The sequence below is a fragment of the Natrinema salsiterrestre genome, assembly GCF_029502005.1.
GTDB classification, from domain to species: domain Archaea; phylum Halobacteriota; class Halobacteria; order Halobacteriales; family Natrialbaceae; genus Natrinema; species Natrinema salsiterrestre.
This window is the reverse complement of sequence record NZ_JAMQOT010000002.1, coordinates 684,715-702,370: the sequence shown is the minus strand read 5'-3', so window position 1 is coordinate 702,370 and position 17,656 is coordinate 684,715. Positions and strand designations below refer to the sequence as shown.

The window sequence follows — 17,656 nt, the reverse complement described above, 5'->3', positions numbered from 1 at the left end:
TGCCCTCCGTTGGTGACGGGTCGACCAAAACTGTTCGGCTTCGCCGGACCCTGCCGGCGACTCGTCGCCGTGGCCGGTCAGTTCACCGCCCGTAGCCGGGCTCCGTTATTCGGGTGCGCCCTCGAGAATGTCGACCCCGCTCGAGGCACCGATCCGTTCGGCACCGGCCTCGAGCATCGCGATCGCCTCGTCGTAGCTGCCGACCCCGCCGCTGGCCTTGACCGGGAGGTACTCGCTCATGAGCTCGACGTCCTCGAGGGTGGCTCCGCCATCGGCGAATCCGGTCGACGTCTTGACCATCGCCGCGTCGGCCGCTTCGGCGGCCTCGCAGGCCCGCCGCTTCTCGGCGTCGGTCAGCAGCGCGGTCTCGATGATCACCTTCACGGGGATCGGCACGGCGGCGACCAGTTCCGCCAGCTCGGCCCTGACCGCGTCGTCCTCCCCGGCTTTCAGCCGACCGACGTTGATGACGACGTCGAGTTCGTCCGCGCCGTCCTTCCACGCCGCGACGCCTTCCTTTCGCTTCACCTCGGGGGCCTGCTGCCCGTGCGGGAAGGCGATCACCGTCGCGAGCGTCACGTCGGGCGCGTGCTCGGCGGCCGTCTCGACCGCGTAGGGCGGGATACAGGCGTTCATTCCGTGCTCCGCGGCCGCATTCAGGACGCGTCGGACGTCGGCGGGCGTCGTCTCGGGGCCGAGGACGGTGTGATCGATCAGGGGGGCGAGTTCGCTACGGTCCATACCCCCCTCGAGTCGCCGAACGGGGAAAAAGGCGCCCGGTTATCCGTCGGTCGGTGCTCTTCGGCGTCCGGTTCTCGGCCCTCTTCCTCCAAACCGAACGCACGGACGCGGTGGCGCGCGCTGTGGTGCGGTTCGCCGATGGCGAACCGCAGAACAAATTTGCGCGAGGGATGAGCGAGGGAGTAGAAGCGACCGAGCGTTAGCGCGGAACCGAAGGTTCCGCGAACCATACGAACGGCGGCAGAGCCGCCGTGAGTAGAAATCGGTTGGGGAGGGCGTGGCAATTCAGTGTTGCCACGATGGCAAAACATTCCATTCGTCTCTTTTGAAGACCGTTCTCCAGTTCGAACACCCTCGCCAGCGCTGATTCTGGAAGCGGCACCCATATTCAGCTCGTAGTTTTCATTAGGTATAAGTCAGACAATCCTGAATATTACGCTGGAAGTCAGCTCCAGCGGGGGCGTACGGAAACGCCCCGGGTGTAGCAGCACCCGAGACTGGCTTCCAATCCCGCACCAGGGATTCGAAAGCCATGTTTCGCTTACTCCCACCGAGACATAAACGTCTCGCACGACGACAGTATCGCATCCGAGTATCGGCCGCGCTCGAGCGGCCACCACGACGGCAGCGGGCCGTCCGGAGTGACCGATGAGCGAGGACGATGCCGACGACTCGTCCGGACTCGACGAGCTGACAGTCGATACCGACTCGATCGCCGCCAGCAACTCACCCGCCGGCCGAGAGCCGCTTCGGTGTCTCCGCTGTGACACCTCCGTCGGGCTGATCGTCAGTTACGGCCCGCTGACGCACAAGGCCACGCCCTGTGGCTGTCCGGTCTCAGCGGCGCTTTTCGAGGGGAGGGGAACCGACGCCGACTGAGGGATCGGGGGTGTGCGGGGGCCATCCGCTCGTTCGGCTGCGTCACTGAGTTCTATGAGGATGTTTGCGAACTGGCTACGGGGTCCAGAACCCCCGTTGCCGGGTTTCGATTTCGGTGAGTACCGTCGAGAGGACGTCGCGCCAATCCGGTGGGTGTGACGTATCGGTCCCCGGCGTCGGCGCGTTGGGACCTGGATGCACGTGATCACGGGCGTTGTGGTCGGACGGGTGCCGATCCCACCGATGGTCGAACGCGCCCTCGTCGTGCTCCTCGTGGTACTGGAGCGAAAAGTCGCCGTTCTCGAACCAGACGATTTCCAGGCGGGCGCTGTGAACCCGATTCGGGTAGAACCCAGCATCGTAAACACACACCAATCGATCCGGTGCGAATGCGGGCTGTGCGTCGATGCGATCGAAGCGATCGTCGGACGACAGTCGGTCCGCGATGGCATCGAGGCGATCGAAATCGATCGGTGCGCCACTGCTGTCGTCGTCGGGTGTCCCCGTCCCGTCGCTCCGATCGGTCATACAGCGTTTCGTTCCTCCGCGGCGGTCCCGGATCCGGTCGTCACCGCCCGCTCGAGGAGAACGATCCGGCGGCGAGCCGTTTGCCAGGCGGACACGTCTTCCCACACTTCCTCGACCGAGCGATCGGTCGCCGATGCGCGGGCTGCGATCGAGACGTCGGTCGGGGACGACACGTCGAACGTCTCGCGAAACGCGTCGTCGCGCTCCGTCTCTGCGGACAGGAAGGTGAGCAGTTCGTCGGTGGTGTACTGGTCCCGGAGCCGCTGGACGCGACGCCAGGTCAGGTACTCCTGATTTCGTTCGTACGTCGCCGGCGAGTCAGTGACCCGCGTGACGATCCCCATTCGCTCGAACCACTCGAGGTACTCCCTCGCTGCATCCACACCGTGACCGGCGCGGTCAGCGACGTCAGCGACCGTCGTCGGGCTGTCCAGCCCGAGCACGACATCGAAGAAGTCATCGCGCGTCCGCTCACCGCGGACGAGTTCGTCAGGGGGAGTCAGTGAATCGAAATCCGGCGACGCGTCGCGTTCGTCGGCGGTCGCCGTCAGTTCCGGACGCGGGTCCTCCATACCTGATACGTCGTTCTACAACGGAATATATCTTGTCTCTACGGACTATTCCGTAAACTCTGCGCCGATAGCCGTTCCAAGTTCGTATTATTGACTCGAGGACGGGGCGATAGACTGGTCTCTTCGAGCCCCTCACTCTCGAGCGTCCGAGCAGAGGGTTGAAGCCGCCAGAACGTGTGTCTCACATCACACGTGAAGGAATACCCGTCCATCCCGCGCGTTGCGAACGCGCCCGAAGAGTGCTTCGACGACGGGCACCTCTGGCTCCTCGAGAAGATCGACGGCGCGCAGCTTCGGTTTCAACTGCTGGAGTCGGGGCTTATCCGATTCGGCGATCGGGATCGGTGGTATACGGATCCGGCTGCGGTTCCCGACCCGTACCAACACGCCGTCCGTCACGTTCGGGAGCGCCTCGATCGGGACGCGCTCCGACAGGCCGTCGACGACGTCGAGACCATCGTCTTCTTCGGCGAGGCGACCCACCGGCACGCGATCGACTACGACTGGGATCGGCTCCCGTCGTTCCTCGGGTTCGATATCTGGTCCGTGGAGACGGACGGGTTCTACCCGCCAGATACCGTCGAACGGATCTTCGATCGGATCGGGCTCCGGCCGGTGAACGCCTTCGAACGGGAACGTCACACTCGAGATTTCGATCCGGAATCGTACACCGTCCCCCGGTCGAAGTGGTACGACGGGCCGGCCGAGGGCGTCGTAATCCGGAACAAACGCGGGCGACGGGCGACGCTACTCCACCCGGCCTTTCGGGACGTCGACGAGTCGGTTCCGGTCGACGCAGCAGCGCCGGCGCTGGCCGACGAATACGCGACGGACCGGCGAATCCAGAAGGTCGCGACCGCGCTCGAGGATCGAGGGCATCCCGTCACGTTCGAGACGCTTTCCGAGCGAGTCCTCGAGGATATCGTTCGCGAAGAGCACGCGCGGCTCTACCGCGGAGACGGGGCCGTCGATCCGGAATCGTTTCGGTCGGCGGTCGGGAGGCTAGTCCGACGGTTTCTCGAAAACCGGCACGGACGGTGACCCGCCCGTCGAGGGGGTCACTGAAATCGCCGTCGCTCTGTTCGAAATCTCGTCCGCTGCGACCCTGCAGTATCGAATTTCAGCATCGGATCGGAAGACGATTATAATCTATAATAAATTGGATTATAGTATCAACATAGAATAATTTAATCCTCTCCCGTTGCATACCTCCATCTGCAATGGTTGAAGAGAAATCACGTCGGAAATTTGTAACGGGTGCAGCGACAGCAGTGACGGGACTCGGAGCGCTCGGAGGCGCGGAAGCCGTCGCCGCCGACGACGTCGACATTCCTCTCTCTGCGCGCGGGGACGGCTGGGAGGTCGGCGTCTCGGCCGAGCAGTACGATACGTCGGACCAGCAGGGTGCACGCCTCGAGGACGTCTACAGCGGCGACCGATCGAATATCGTCGTCGACGCTCTGGATACGGTCGTCTACGACGGATCCGTGACGCGGAACACCCGGGCGGACGCGTCGTCTAGCGAGGTGAACGTGACGACATCGTACGTCGCGGAAGCGTACATGTCCACGACGGTGCCCGTCGCGGACGGGACCGTCGACCTCTACCAGATGGTCCTCGCAGCCGAGGACAGGCCCGCGATCCTCCTCGAGAGCGAGGCCACGATCGACGCGAGCGGCGAGTTCACGTTCTATACGATCGCGACCCCCACGATCGGCTCCGACGATGGGGCGGACAACGAGGCGTGGCTGACCGATCACGACGGGTACGACGTCATCGTCGCCACGCACGACGGGCAGTACGTCGCCTTCGCCCAGCGACAGGACTGGCGGAAAGAGTTCGACGGGCAACGAATCGGCACCGTCGACGGCGAGACGGCCTGGGACGACATTTACACCGATAACGACGGGTGGATCGACAGCAACGAGTCCAATCGGGGTCGTATCGACGTCGGTGTCGGCCTCTACGGAGGCGATGTCGACAGCCTCTCGTGGCTGACCGGAATCGGAATCGGCGGGAGCGAGGACGCGGCCGTCTCGAACGCCGTCTCCGTGGTCGACAGCGGGTACGAGTCGGAACGCGAGAAGTACATCCCCTGGTCGTAACGCGACTGGTATCGGCCACTCCCCGTGAACCATCGGGGACTGCTGGTTCAGCGCGATTCGTCCGGACGACCCGAATCGATTCCGGCCCGATTTCTTGCGAGTTGGCTTCCCCATCCGGTGCGGATCGAGATCGCCCTCCAGTGAGGGGCCGTCGACGTCCGACAGCACACTGCTCTCCACGCGCGGTCTGTGTCAGTGTGATTTCTCTGTGAGACTCGAACCCGGATCCGAAGTCGTTCGGCGACGAGGTGCCGAACCCGGCTAGCGGCCCGCCGAGGTGCTCACACACCCATATAGAGTCTCGTGAACGATCAAAAACTTTAATCATTAAGAGTGTACTTTAGGGGTCGGGGGGACGAATGATAGACAACGACACGCAATCTTCGACGGGGGAATCGAGCGCTGATTCAGAGACGGACGACACGACTGTAGACGGTGGGGGCCGCGACCTCGCACGCCGGACGCTTCTGAAGGCCACCGGTACAGCTACCGCGGTGGCGACCGGTATCGGGGCGTTCTCCGGCAACGCGGCAGCACTCAGCTGTGGCGACTACCTCGACGCCCCGAGCGGGTATCCGCACCTGTACTACGGGCGGCTCAACGGCGTCCGATCGGGCATGAAGTATCGGTTCGTGAACGCCCACAGCGGAAAGGTCCTCGACGTCTCGAACGCGTCTCCGGACGACGGCGCGAACGTCCACCAGTGGGCCTGGGCCGACGGGGACAATCAGGTCTGGCGACTCGAGCGCGTCGCCGACGGCGGGTACAGATTCGTCGCCGAACACAGCGGAAAGGTCCTCGACGTCTCGGGACCGTCCACCGACGACGGTGCGAACGTCCACCAGTGGAGCTGGCACGGCAACGACAACCAGAAGTGGTACGTGGACGCGGTCGGCGACAACGGCGAACACCGGTTGCGGGCCGTCCACAGCGACAAGGTCGCCGACGTCCTCGATGGGTCCACGGACGACGGCGCGAACGTCCACCAGTGGGACTGGCACGGCGGCGACAACCAGAAGTGGCTCCCCGAGTTCGCCCACAACGACGGGACGCTGCTCGTCTTCACGCACGGCTGGCTCGAGGAGATCGGCGGAAGCGCCGAGGATCAGGCCTACAACGCGGAGGTCGCGCTTCGCGAAGCGGGCTACGATGGCCCGGTCATCGGCAACGAGTACGATTCGCTCGACCTGGACTGGTGGGACGCCACGGACGAGGCCGAACGCGCCGGCCGCATCTTCGGCGACTGGCTGGCACGGTTCCGCCAGCGCAACCCTGCGACCACCGTCCGGGTCATGGGCCACTCGCTGGGCGCGATGATGACGCTATCGGCACTGAACCGGCTCGCCGACCGAGGCGAATGGATCCACTCGCTGGATCTGGTCGGGGGTGCCGTCGACCACGACTCTATCGGCGACACCTGGACGGACGGCGTCGAGAACGCCGTCGGCGAGGTCCACAACTATCACAGCTACGACGACAGCATACTCGACGTCATCTACGAGGTCGGCGAGTGGGACGACGCGCTCGGCTACTCCGGTGCCGAGGGGTGGACGCCCGACAACTATTACGACCACGATGTCTCCGACGACGTCGGCTCACACTGCGAGTACTTCAAACGCGGCGGCTGTATGCACCGCGTCGTCGCCAACTGGTGAGGCGGTGGACTCGAGTGACCACCAGACTCACCCGGAATCCGTCTGTCGGGCCGTCGAAGAAGCCCGTATCGTAGCGGGACAGTCTCACTCGTCCCTGTGGTTACCGTGTCAGACACAGCAGTCGCTGGGGAGCTCGACGTGACCTACTGATCGGTGATCTCCGCGATGATTCGCCGGACGGGCCGCCGGATTCCGTCTCCGGGTACGGCTGACGGCACCCTTTTCAGCTATGCCATGCAATCAATCCGCATGGACGAGGGCGAACCCGGCGTCGTTCCGGCCGTCGAATCCACCGCCGAGGACATCGCCGAGATGCGGACTCGCGGTGCGGCGACGATCGCCGACGCGGCCGCGGCGGCGCTGGCGACTCAGGCCGACCGGTCCACCGCCGAGACTCCGGCGGCGTTCCGACGGGAGCTCCGGGCCGCCGCCAGAACGCTCTACGAGACGCGGCCGACCGCGGTGAGCCTCCCCAACGCGCTCCGATACGTGCTTCGAGGCATGGACGGCGACACCGTCGCCGATCTCCGGGCATCGACCATCGCCCGCGCGGAAGCGTTCCAGCGCGACCTCGCGCAGGCCCAGGAGACCCTCGGCGAAATCGGCGCGAACCGGCTTCAGGACGGCGACGTCGTCATGACCCACTGTCACTCGACGGACGCCCTCTCGTGTATCGAGGCCGCCCTCGAGGACGGGAAGGCCCTCGAGGCGATCGTCAAGGAGACCCGACCCAGAAAGCAGGGTCACATCACGGCACGGCAGTTGCGCGAGTGGGGCGTCCCGGTGACGCTGATCGTGGACAACGCGGCCCGCCGCTACCTCGACCGGACGGATCACGTGCTCGTCGGGGCCGACAGCATCGCGGCGGACGGCAGCGTGATCAACAAGATCGGGACGAGCGGGCTGGCGGTCAACGCCCGCGAGCGCGGCGTGCCGCTGATGGTCGCGGCCCAGACGATCAAGCTCCACCCCGATACGATGACGGGCCACACCGTCGAGATCGAACTGCGCGACGAGAGCGAAGTACTGACCGGCGAGGAGCGAGCGTCGATCGTCGATTCCGAATCGACCGGTGGGGACGAGGGCGACCGCTCCCCCGAGACGGACGGGGCGCTGACCGTCGAGAACCCCGCATTCGACGTGACGCCGGCGCGGTACGTCGACGCGATCGTCACCGAACGCGGCCAGTTTCCGCCGGAAAGCATCGTGACGCTCATGCGCGAATTATTCGGCGAGACGACCGACGAACCCTGGGAGGCGTGATCTCACGCGGGCCGCGCGTCGCGATCACTGCCGCTCACCGCGATAATTTTCAGCAGTATGATCCGTCGATAATCGGAAAGTGTTAGTCACTGGTGTAAACTATACCCCCTATGGTGTTACCCGAGGGGTTCGTCGTTCCACCGTGGTATCTGGTGGTGCCGGTTCTCGTTATTCTCGGCGGTATCATCGCTCTCCTGTGGGCACTCGAGCCGCCGGTGACCGATCGGACGGTGATCGCGTTCGCCCCGTGGATGATGTTCGGTGCGACCCTTCACGTCCTCTACAAGATGGGCACGTTCCCGTCGAGCATCGAGCCGCTGTTTACCGCGCCGATGGTGTATGCGGTCACGGCGGTCGTCACGGGACTCGTCTGGATCATCGGCGTATTCCTCCACGTCGGCGGCCTCCAGGAAACGATTTCCCGGTTTATCGGTATCACCGGCACGGCGTTTTTCACCGTCTTCGCGATGTTCGCGCTCTTCCTCAGCCTCGAAATCGGAACGTTCGAGCCGTTCTGGCCGGTCATCGCCGTCGTCGTCGCCGGTATCGTGACCGCGATCGCCTGGCTCGCACTGGGTCTCTGGTTTACCGACGTCGCAGCGACGACGGGCGCGACGGGCGTACTCGTCGTCTTCGGTCACACGCTGGACGGAGTCACGACCGCGATCGGCTACGATATCCTCTCAGCCACCGAGAACGTGCCGCTCTCCCTGTTACTCCTCGAGGCCGGCGGATCGTTGCCGACCGCGGAATACATCGGTGCCGGCTGGCTGTTCGTCCTCGTCAAGGTCGGGCTCGCGATGGTCATCCTCGGACTGTTCCGAGAGTTCGTCGAGGAGCAACCGCAGCAGGCCCGACTCGTTCTCGCGTTCGTCGCCGCGGTCGGGCTCGGACCGGCCGTTCACAACACCCTGCTGTTCACCGTCGCCTGAGACCTGATCCCCATCGCGGGTATCGACGAGTTGGAAGTGCGGCAAACCGCTCGACGGTACCCGCCGGGCAGTCACCTAGACTTTTCCCCCGCGGGATCGTTCGCTTCCTAGCATCGAATGGATTCGGTTACGGTACTCACCGCCGGCCACGTCAACTGGGACGTGACCCTTCGGGTCGACAGGTTCCCCGAACCCGACGGCGAGGCGTCGATCCGCTCGCAGCACCAGTCCGGCGGCGGGAGCGCTGCCAACGTCGCCGCGGCGCTCGCCGGTCTCGAGATCGAAGCCGAACTGATCGGCAGCGTCGGCGACGACGATCACGGCCTCCTCGCCCGTCGAGAGCTCGAGGCCGCGGGGGTCTCTCTCGAGAGCTTGCGGGTGATCGACGGCGCCGAAACGGCCGTCAAATACCTCCTCGTCGACGAAACGGGGGAGGTCGCCGTGCTGGGTAACGACGGCGTCAACGAGGCGGTGACGCCCGACGACCTCGAGCCGGCCCGGATCCGGGCGGCCGATCACGTTCATCTCACGGGCCAACGACCCGACACGGCGGCCGCGATCGCGCGGATCGCGAGCGAGGCAGACGTTCCCGTCAGCTTCGATCCCGGACGCCGGCTCGGGGATCGGGAGTACGGCGAGGCGCTCGCGCTCGCGGACATCCTTTTCGTAACCGATCGGGAAGCGAGGGCGCTGTTCGGCGTCGACGGGCTCGATGAGGCGGCCCGCGATCGGATCGTGATCGTCACCTGCGGTGCCGACGGCGCGGAAGCGTACACGCCCGACGGCACCGCCGTTCACGCGGGCTTCGACGTCGACCCCGTCGATACCGCCGGTGCGGGGGACGCCTTCGCGGCGGGATTCCTCGCGGCGTGGCTCGAGGAGGGCGATATCGAGCGCGCACTCACTCACGGGAACGCGTGCGGCGCAGTGACCGCCGGCCGCGACGGTACGCGGAGCGCGCCGACGGCCGACCGCCTCGAAGACGTTCTCAGCCGGTGGTCGTAACCGCGCCTTCGGCCGGTCGATGTGGTCGATAGAACACGGTGCCCTCGGGTGGTTCTCACCGGGTGTCGTCTGACGGTAGGTATATGGGCGGCGACGTTGCCGACTGGAATGAACGGTCACGATACCGTGACTGAGAGACATGACGGAAGGAAGGGTAAACGACGCTCACGGCTGCGGTCTCAGACGCCGCATCCAGTACGAGCGACGAGTGGACGAACCGCCGAGCATCGCCGCTGCGATGGCACTGGCCCGCTACCACGGAGACGACGTCACTGCGGCCAGCACGCAGCTATACGATTACATCGACCCGGACGCGCTCGATGCCCTCTTCGCCGAGACGAACCGCGGTGATGCCCGATCGGAGGGGCGCGTCGAGTTCGAGACCGACGACGCGGTGGTCACGATTCGACCCGAGCGCGTCGAGGTGTCTCCGGACACCTGACGGTCGAGCAGAGCCGATCGGTGCGGGGTGGGGTGGCGTCGAGGATCGCCGAACGCGTCGGTGGTTCCTCGGTCCTTCCTCGAACCTTTTTTCTCACCGCCCGCGGAAGGCGACGGTATGGCGACCCAGCCACACTTACTGGTCGACGACGGGGACCTGACAGACATCGCGCTCATTCCGGGGGACCCCGGACGGGTCGATCGCATCGCCGACCACTGCTACGAGTCGGAGACGATCGCGCAAAACCGCGAGTACAAGGTCGTCAACGCGACCTACGAGGGGCGGGAGCTGACGATCTGTTCGACGGGGATCGGCTGCCCCTCCGCCGCGATCGCGATCGAAGAACTGGCTAACGTCGGCGTCGAGACGTTCATCCGCGTCGGGACGACCGGGGCGCTCCAGTCGGAGATCGAAATCGGCGACATGATCGTCGCGACCGGCGCGGCGAAAAACGAGGGAACGAGCAAGCGCTACGAGGCCGCCGAGTACCCCGCAGTGCCGGACTACGACGTCCTATCGGCGCTCGTCGACTCCGCCGAAGCGAACGACGAGGACGTCCACGTCGGCCCGATCGCCTCCGACGACGCCTACTACGCCGAGACCGACGCGTACGTCGACGACTGGGAGGCCGCCGGGATGCTCTCCGTCGAGATGGAAGCCGCCGCGGTCTTCTCGCTGGCCCGCCGCAAGGGACTCCGCGCCGGCGCGATCTGTACCGTCGACGGCAACCTCGTCGAAGGCACCCAGAAGGGAACCGACACCGAGGACGACGAACTCCCCGAGAAGGCGAAGAACAACGTCGGCCGCGCGATCGATCTCTCGCTCGAGGCCGCGACCGAACTGTAGCCGGCCGAATCCGATCGTTACTCCTCGGAGCGCCCGAACAGCCGTTCGCGGAGCGACCGCTCGGTCGGTCGTTCGGCGAGCAGCACGGAACACTCGAGGTCGTCGACGACGTCGTAGACGAGCGAGCCGCGGACGAGCCGTGAGAGCAGCCCGCGTTCGGTCGCGCCGATGATCACGAGCGTCTCGTCGGCGGCCTCGCGGGCGATCGCGCTTTCGACGTCGCCGGACGTGTCGACCGTCAGTACGGCGTCACCGATGTCGTGGTCGGCCGCCCACTCCGCGAGGAACGCTTCGCCGGCGTCGCGTTCGCTCTCGTCGTCGACGACGTGGAGCAGGTCGATCGAGGCGCTCGTCGCCGAGCGCAGCGCCCTCGCGATTTCGGCGCCCAGATCGGAGTCCGGACCGCCGGCGGTCGGCAGGAGGATCCGGCTGGGGTCGTAGCCCCGGTCTTTCAGCACGAGGAAATCACACGGGAGGTCGCGGGCGAGCTCGTCGAGCGGTCGCTCGGCGCGACCCGCCGCCCACGGTCGGTCTCCGCCCCAGCCCATCACCACCCGATCGGCGTCGTGTTCGCGGGCGGCGTCGAACACCTCCTCGAACGAGCGGTGGGAGAGTATCGTCGTCGTTTCGATCGGGACGTCGGAGGCCGCCGCGTGGTCGCGAGCCCGCTCGAGCAGCTTCGCGGACTCGGCGTCGATCCGATCGAGGTGTTCGCCGGCGTGCTCGAGCGGCGTCTGGTCGGGGACCTGCACGATGTGGACCGCGTGAACGACGCCGTCCCGTTCGGCGGCGAGCGTGCTGGCGAGCTCGATCAGCGATCGTTCGGTGCGGGGGTTGGAGAGCGCCACGAGCACGCGGTAGTCGTCCCAACCCTCCGTTTCGTCCGCCGGCTCGCTCATTCGGTACCCCGTTTCGCGAGGGAGTGCATAAAGACCTCGCCGTGATCGACATCGAGCCGCGGGTCGTCACCGATGGGTGTCGAACTGCGTCGGCTGATCGCACTGGTCCGGATCAGTACAGCATATAGTACCCGACCGAGAACGAAGCGCGTATGGACTATCGACTCGACGAGATCGATCGTCGAATTATACACGCGCTGATGGCCGACGCCCGGACGACGTCGGCGCCGACGATCGCGGAGGACGTCAGCGTCTCCTCGGGAACGATCCGAAACCGCATCGCACAACTCGAGGAACAGGGGGTCATAACCGGCTATCACGCGGCCATCGACTTCGAACAGGCCGAGAGCTATCTCCCGAACCTCTTCATGTGTAACGCGCCCGTCTCGGAACGAGAGTCGATCGCGCAACAGGCGCGGATAATCCCCGGCGTGATCAACGTTCGAGAGCTGTTGACCGGTCGCCGAAACCTGCACGTGCTCGCGGTCGGGGCCGATACCGAGGACCTGCGCCGGATCGCCCGCTCGCTCTCGGATCTCGGGCTCGAGATCGAAGACGAGGTCCTCGTCCAGAACGAAACGACGCAATCGTACTCGCCCTTCGGTCCGGGAAACGAGACGCGCGAGGCCATGCTAACGGACTTTATCAGTCTCTCGGGAAACGCCGAAGTCGCCGAGGTGACGGTCGATCGAGACGCCCCGGTCGCCGGCGTGAGCTTACAGGAGGCCGCCCGCCGCGAAACGTTCACCGACGATACGCTCGTGATCGCGATCGAACGGGACGACACCGTGTTGACCCCCCACGGAGACACGGAAATCCGACCGGACGACATCGTCACGGTCTTCTCTCGGAACGGCGTCACCGAGGAGACGATCAGGAGCTTTCGCTCGAGCGAGACCGCCGACTCCTGATGGAGACGCGAGACGGGCGGTCGACCGTCGGTTTCCGACCGCTATGCCGTGAGTTGCTCCGCGAGTTCGGTCGTCCGATCGGTCAACGTCTCGGTCGTCTCGGAGGCTCCCTGGAGCCGTTCGTTGACCGTCGCGAACAGCCGGTCGAACGCGAGGGTCCCGTCCTCGTCCCGCCAGTCGGCCGTCTCGCGGGCCTCGAGGCCGCAGGTCGGACACCGCTCGCCCTCGAGCGGGTCGAAACAGCCGTGACAGCGCTCGAGACCGGCGGAAACGGTTTCGCTCAGCGCGACGACCTCGCGCAGGGTCGACTGCAGGTCGGCCGCGGCGTCGGAGAACGCCGCGAGCGCGGTTCGGACCTCGGGGTCGTACGCGTCGTCGTCGAGGGCCGCGAGTCGCTCGAGGCGGGCGTCGACGACGGCCACCGCGAGCAGGATGTCGCGCCTGTCTCGGCGGTACTCGGCGAGCGTGTCGTCGACGTCGGCGTCGGTCCCGTCGTCGAGAGCGGACTGGAGAGTCGACGGGAGCGAGGTCGCGAGTGACGCGAACTCGGCGACCGCCGAGATGGTCGTCCCCTGCAGTCGGGTCGTCTCGCGAACGAGCCGAAACAGGTCGTCGGCGGCCATCGACTCCGCGGGTTCCGGTCCTTCGAGCGTCGCGAAACAGTCTGCACAGACGGTGACGAGTGCGCTCTCGTGGACCTCGCCCTCGAGGGGAACGTCCCCCACGGGGTAGAGTCGGAGCGCGGTCGCTTCGTCGTCGCCGTCGGTCCCGCAGTGTCGACACGTGAATGCGTCGCGGTCGAACACGGCCTCCCGGTCGGCACGCCAGTCGCGTGAAGTCACGGGCGAGCGAAGACAGCGCGGCGACAAAAACGCTCCGACAGTGCGTCCGGTCGACGGCCGTGCTGTGCCGTCCGTTAGTGCGAAATATTAACCCACAACCTGCGGTACGTTACCGTATGAACGATTCGCCGGACGATACGGACCGCCCGGAAGCGTCGAACGGAGACGAAGGGACGGCGTTCGAACTCGAGCGCGCCTACGACCGCGCGGACCTCGCCCCGGTCTTCCGCGAGTTCGCCACCGCGTTCGAGGACGGACGGCCCGTTCGCCTGAACGGCGAGGATCGGACCGTCAGGATCGCCGTCCCGGAGCGGGTCACCGCCGCCTTCGAGGCCGAACTCGAGTCCGACGGCGAATCGTCGGTCGGCGAGCTGGAACTGGAACTCGAGTGGGACGACGCCGACGGCGCGAGCGTTCGCGTCGCGGACCGCGACTCCGCCGGCGACGACGGCGAGGATCGCGAGCGAACGGATACGACGGACGTCGACGCCGCGACGGCGGTGATGCCGCTCGAGGGGGTAGCGGATCGCGGCGGTACGGGAGAGGACGCCGATGCGGACGGGGCGGCGGTGACTGCGGACGTCGAGGGCGACGCGAGTGCGGCGGGATCGAGCGAGTCCGGTCGAACCAGCCGGTTCGAGGTCTACGAGGACAGGGGCGGACAGTGGCGCTGGCGACTCGTCCACTGGAACGGGAACATCGTCGCCGACAGCGGCGAGGGCTACGCCTCGCGGTCGAACGCCGAACGAGCGGCCCGGAGCGTGATGCGGAGCGCACCGACGGCGACCGTTCGGCGACTCGACTAGGCTGATCCCGGTCATCACCGGCGACTCGGCGGCCGCGTCCGGTCGCGATCGCGGGCTACGGCCGGACGTCGTCGGCGTCGAGATCGACGTCGAGCTCCGCGGATCGATCGACCCGTTCGTACTCGAGCGACGGGGTGGTATCGGTCGGGACGGCGTTGTACTCGCGGAGGAATCCGATGATGCCGTACGTCCCGCCGAAATCGCCCCGATACTGCCGGAAGAGCCGCGGGACGGTCGCGGTGTTTTCCTCCGAGTCGTACGTGACGTTCTCCTCGAGGAACCACTCGATGGCGATGTCCAGGTCTTCGTCCACGTCCCGCGGCGAATAGACCGCGATCGGCGGACTGTGTTCGGCGTCGTGACCGAGCGCGAAGTGAACCCGCGGGTCACACTCCGCGAGGCGGAACTGCCGTTCGAACGACGACGGGAACAGCCGCGGGAGGTAGCCGAAGCCCCACGGCTGCTTCGAACTGCGGAGCAGTCCGTGTTCGATATCGTTGAGACTCAGCCAGATCCCGCTGACCGGGATTCGATCGCGTGCGAAGAACTTCCAGCGCTCGAGGAGTCCGCCATCGATCAGGTCGGGATCTTCCTCTTCCAACAGGAGTTGCGCGTAGGCGTTGTAACAGTTGAGCCAGAAGGAGAGTTTGTCCTCTCGGCCGGCGAGAGCCCGCTCCAGTTGCGATCGGTCGAGCGCCGCCAGACGCTCTCGAAGCGGCTCGGCGTCACCCTCGGTCTTGACGGTATACAGGAGATCGGCCGAGACCGAAAGGGGATCGAGCTGAGTCGACATTCGGGTCAAAATTTGCGAAGCAGGCCCTTGAAGCCGTGTCACGGGTTCGCACGACAGTCCGGACTGAGGACAGGTTCAAGCCGTGGTTTTATGCTGCCGAGACTGAAAATAATTGTGTGAATCTCAGCAAGGGATTTCTCCTCGCCCTCGTCGCGCTCTTCGCGTACCTCTCCCTGTTACTCGTCTTGCCGTTCTCCCAGTACGTCCTCGGTGCGATCCTCATCGCGTACGTCCTCTATCCCGCACAGGTGCGACTCGAGAACCGGATACCGCCGGCGATCGCCGCGTTCGCGCTCGTGTTGCTCGCGGTCGCCGGGTTCGTCGTCCCGCTGATCGTCATCATCGCGGCGGTCGCCAGCGACGCCCGGCGACTCCTCGAGCGCATCAACACCGACTCCATCGAGCTGGCCGAACTCGAGCGGTTGATGGAGGAACGGACCGGCCAGCGCGTCGATCTGCCGTCCGCGATCCTCGATGCCGCACAGAACGTCGGCTCGGTGTTCCTCGAGCGGTCGACCGAGTGGTTCAGCGCGGTGACGCACATCCTGATCGGGCTCGGTCTCGCGATCTTTCTCCTCTACTACCTGCTCAAGGACGGTCACGATCTGCTGGCCTGGCTGCGGGAACTGACGCCGCTCCCGGACGACGTCCAGGACGACTTCTACCGGCGACTCGACGAGGTGATGTGGGCCGTCCTCGCGGGTCACGTCCTGATCGCGATCATTCAGGGCACGATCGCCGGACTGGGGCTGCTCGCGACGGGGGTTCCGAACGCCGCGTTCTGGACGTTCATCATGGTCATCCTCTCGTTAGTCCCGCTGATCGGCTCGTTCCTGGTCTGGGGGCCGGCCGTGATCTTCCTCTTCCTGACCGGCGAACCGCTGCTCGCGGCGGGGCTGTTCGGCTACAGCGTCGTCGTCGTCGGCCTCTCCGACGACTATCTCCGGCCCGTCCTCGTCGATCGGTACGCCGAACTCAACCCCGCCGTCATCATCCTCGGCGTCCTCGGTGGCGTTTACGCCTTCGGCGTCATGGGGCTGTTCTACGGCCCCGTCGTCCTCGGCGCGCTGATGGCGACGCTCGACGTGATGAACGACCACTACGATCGGCTCGAGAACGAACCCGGCATGCAGTGACATCCGGGAAGCGAAACCAACCGCTTACGGCTCGCGCGTGCCCGCCAGCAACTCGTCGACGAGGCGCGTGAACCGATCGACGAGCCGGTCGGGAACCGTCGGCGTCACCGTCGTCAGTAGCCGCCCCGTCGCCTCGGGCTCGGCGAGTTCGAGGCGCACGCGATTTCGGTCGTCGTAGCGCTTCTCGACGAGGTCGTGGTCGACCAGCCGGTCGAGGTGGTACTCGAGCGTGCTGCGGGCAATTTCGAGGGCGTCGGCGACGTCTCCGGGTGCGGCCGGCTCGCGTTCGATCAGGTAGACGACGATCTCGCGGGCGGTCTCCCGACGGAACAGCGCCAGCGCGGCTCGTTCCCACTCGTCGTACTCCGGGGGATAGTAGTGCGTTCGGCCGTAGAACTCCTCGCGGACCAGCCGACCGTCCTCCCGTAACCGACGCACGTGGTACTGGACCTGTCCCGGGGCGAAGTCCGATTCCCTGACGAGCTCGTTGAAGTGGACGCCGGCGTTCGCGCCGACGTGCGTCCGGATCTGTTGTCGAGTGTCGGTCATTGGTTCCCGCTGAGTCCGTACTCGGGCGTACCCGGTGCTAGCACGTCGGTGATTATAACGAGTTTCGCCCGTTCCCAACCCCCGGGAACCGTCGGCCGCGATACTCGGTCGCAGCCGACGAGAACGCCAGATCAGGCTCGAGCGCGCGTTCGTTCGGGCGTGTCCGCTTTCCTGTTCGCGTAGGCGTTATACGCGGAGAGGGCGGCGACGATCAGGCCGGAGATCGCGGTCCCGGTCGCGAGTTCGTCGCTCCCCATCTCGATGATGGAGGGAGAAACGAGCGCCCACAGCCCCAGCAGGACGGCCAGCGATGCGACGCCGACGCTCGCCAGCCGATCCTTCGACAGTCGGTAGAAGTTGTACCCGGCGGTCAGGAAGATCGCCGTCCCGACGAGCGTGTCGTTCCAGATCGCCGCGTCCGTGGCCTCGAACACGAACGGCGAGGCTACGAGGTAGAGCCCGATCAACGCGGCGAGGGCGCTCACCCACTGCATCGCGTCCGTGTTCAGGGAGTTGTAGTCGGTCCGGGTATCGCGCTCGGTATCGGTTGGTGTGTCACTCATAGGTTCCTCACACGCCGGTAGCTCTCGTTCGAGCAAAACGAGCGTGCCTGCAACTGTCTGGTAGTCGTTTTCTCCCGGTTTCGAGCCCTTGAGTCGGATCTCGTCGGAGCGATCGAGCGTCGGCCGCGGCCGGAAAACGAGGGTGAGCGCGATCCCGCCCGGAAACACCGAAGGGCATAGGTGGCTGTC

General features: G+C 65.8%; 20 protein-coding genes. 12 read left to right on the top strand and 8 right to left on the bottom strand.

The genetic code is table 11. The annotated features are described in order from the left end of the window. Positions 1-105: 105 nt before the first annotated feature. Positions 106-741 (bottom strand): deoxyribose-phosphate aldolase, encoded by a 636-nt coding sequence (gene deoC / locus NDI89_RS09025; protein ID WP_277521201.1) that lies wholly within the window; start codon positions 739-741, stop codon positions 106-108. Positions 742-1,389: 648 nt separating this feature from the next. Between deoC and NDI89_RS09020 the strand changes: the two genes are divergently transcribed. Further along, a complete protein-coding gene (locus tag NDI89_RS09020) occupies positions 1,390-1,620 on the top strand; it encodes a hypothetical protein (protein WP_277521200.1) in 231 nt (76 codons plus the stop codon). 75 nt (positions 1,621-1,695) lie between these two features. Here NDI89_RS09020 and NDI89_RS09015 read toward each other — a convergent pair whose 3' ends face one another. Then, positions 1,696-2,148, bottom strand: coding sequence for a toxin-antitoxin system TumE family protein (locus NDI89_RS09015; protein WP_277521199.1), 453 nt, complete (start codon positions 2,146-2,148; stop codon positions 1,696-1,698). After that, a complete protein-coding gene (locus NDI89_RS09010; protein ID WP_277521198.1) occupies positions 2,145-2,720 on the bottom strand; it encodes a DUF7342 family protein in 576 nt (191 codons plus the stop codon). The genes NDI89_RS09015 and NDI89_RS09010 overlap by 4 nt, the downstream gene beginning before the upstream one ends. A 192-nt stretch (positions 2,721-2,912) precedes the next feature. On the opposite strand from NDI89_RS09010, the gene NDI89_RS09005 reads away from it, so the two are divergent. The 8 genes from NDI89_RS09005 to NDI89_RS08970 all read left to right on the top strand — a co-directional run bounded on the left by NDI89_RS09005 (position 2,913) and on the right by NDI89_RS08970 (position 10,968). Beyond that, positions 2,913-3,761 carry an RNA ligase family protein gene (locus NDI89_RS09005; protein ID WP_277521197.1) on the top strand — a complete coding sequence of 283 codons (849 nt, stop codon included), beginning with the start codon at positions 2,913-2,915 and terminating at the stop codon, positions 3,759-3,761. A gap of 230 nt (positions 3,762-3,991) precedes the next feature. Then, a complete protein-coding gene (locus NDI89_RS09000) occupies positions 3,992-4,825 on the top strand; it encodes a hypothetical protein (protein WP_277521196.1) in 834 nt (277 codons plus the stop codon). Between the two features lie 359 nt (positions 4,826-5,184). Continuing rightward, positions 5,185-6,480 (top strand): RICIN domain-containing protein, encoded by a 1,296-nt coding sequence (locus NDI89_RS08995; RefSeq protein WP_277521195.1) that lies wholly within the window; start codon positions 5,185-5,187, stop codon positions 6,478-6,480. Between the two features lie 249 nt (positions 6,481-6,729). Then, positions 6,730-7,743 (top strand): ribose 1,5-bisphosphate isomerase, encoded by a 1,014-nt coding sequence (locus NDI89_RS08990; RefSeq protein ID WP_277521194.1) that lies wholly within the window; start codon positions 6,730-6,732, stop codon positions 7,741-7,743. Positions 7,744-7,853: 110 nt separating this feature from the next. Next, the gene (locus NDI89_RS08985; RefSeq protein ID WP_277521192.1) at positions 7,854-8,675 is read left to right on the top strand and encodes a DUF63 family protein; all 822 of its coding nucleotides are present in this window, start codon (positions 7,854-7,856) and stop codon (positions 8,673-8,675) included. Positions 8,676-8,792: 117 nt separating this feature from the next. Continuing rightward, the gene (locus tag NDI89_RS08980) at positions 8,793-9,680 is read left to right on the top strand and encodes an ATP-dependent ribose-1-phosphate kinase (protein WP_277521191.1); all 888 of its coding nucleotides are present in this window, start codon (positions 8,793-8,795) and stop codon (positions 9,678-9,680) included. A gap of 139 nt (positions 9,681-9,819) precedes the next feature. Next, complete coding sequence (locus tag NDI89_RS08975; RefSeq protein WP_277521190.1) at positions 9,820-10,122, top strand: HalOD1 output domain-containing protein; 303 nt, start codon at positions 9,820-9,822, stop codon at positions 10,120-10,122. A gap of 117 nt (positions 10,123-10,239) precedes the next feature. Then, positions 10,240-10,968 (top strand): guanosine phosphorylase, encoded by a 729-nt coding sequence (locus NDI89_RS08970; RefSeq protein ID WP_277521189.1) that lies wholly within the window; start codon positions 10,240-10,242, stop codon positions 10,966-10,968. Between the two features lie 17 nt (positions 10,969-10,985). On the opposite strand, the gene NDI89_RS08965 is transcribed toward NDI89_RS08970, so the two are convergent. After that, a complete protein-coding gene (locus NDI89_RS08965; RefSeq protein WP_307729304.1) occupies positions 10,986-11,867 on the bottom strand; it encodes a universal stress protein in 882 nt (293 codons plus the stop codon). Positions 11,868-12,019: 152 nt separating this feature from the next. Between NDI89_RS08965 and NDI89_RS08960 the strand changes: the two genes are divergently transcribed. Next, a complete protein-coding gene (locus NDI89_RS08960; RefSeq protein ID WP_277521188.1) occupies positions 12,020-12,778 on the top strand; it encodes an Lrp/AsnC family transcriptional regulator in 759 nt (252 codons plus the stop codon). 41 nt (positions 12,779-12,819) lie between these two features. On the opposite strand, the gene NDI89_RS08955 is transcribed toward NDI89_RS08960, so the two are convergent. Next, positions 12,820-13,620 carry an HNH endonuclease gene (locus tag NDI89_RS08955; RefSeq protein WP_277521187.1) on the bottom strand — a complete coding sequence of 267 codons (801 nt, stop codon included), beginning with the start codon at positions 13,618-13,620 and terminating at the stop codon, positions 12,820-12,822. A gap of 116 nt (positions 13,621-13,736) precedes the next feature. On the opposite strand from NDI89_RS08955, the gene NDI89_RS08950 reads away from it, so the two are divergent. Next, on the top strand, positions 13,737-14,426 hold the full coding sequence (locus NDI89_RS08950) for an amphi-Trp domain-containing protein (RefSeq protein ID WP_277521186.1): 690 nt from the start codon (positions 13,737-13,739) through the stop codon (positions 14,424-14,426). A gap of 55 nt (positions 14,427-14,481) precedes the next feature. On the opposite strand, the gene NDI89_RS08945 is transcribed toward NDI89_RS08950, so the two are convergent. Then, entirely contained in the window at positions 14,482-15,219 is a 738-nt protein-coding gene (locus NDI89_RS08945) for a DUF547 domain-containing protein (protein ID WP_277521185.1), read from the bottom strand. Between the two features lie 116 nt (positions 15,220-15,335). Here NDI89_RS08945 and NDI89_RS08940 point away from each other — a divergent pair, with 116 nt between their 5' ends. Next, positions 15,336-16,355 carry an AI-2E family transporter gene (locus tag NDI89_RS08940; RefSeq protein ID WP_277521184.1) on the top strand — a complete coding sequence of 340 codons (1,020 nt, stop codon included), beginning with the start codon at positions 15,336-15,338 and terminating at the stop codon, positions 16,353-16,355. A gap of 24 nt (positions 16,356-16,379) precedes the next feature. Here the strand turns inward: NDI89_RS08940 and NDI89_RS08935 are convergent, their stop codons facing one another. Both NDI89_RS08935 and NDI89_RS08930 read right to left on the bottom strand, forming a co-directional pair. Continuing rightward, positions 16,380-16,904: a winged helix-turn-helix transcriptional regulator gene (locus NDI89_RS08935; protein ID WP_277521182.1), complete on the bottom strand. Its 525-nt coding sequence runs from the start codon at positions 16,902-16,904 to the stop codon at positions 16,380-16,382. A 131-nt stretch (positions 16,905-17,035) separates the two neighbouring features. Further along, positions 17,036-17,467 (bottom strand): SPW repeat domain-containing protein, encoded by a 432-nt coding sequence (locus NDI89_RS08930; RefSeq protein ID WP_277521181.1) that lies wholly within the window; start codon positions 17,465-17,467, stop codon positions 17,036-17,038. Positions 17,468-17,656: the final 189 nt, after the last annotated feature.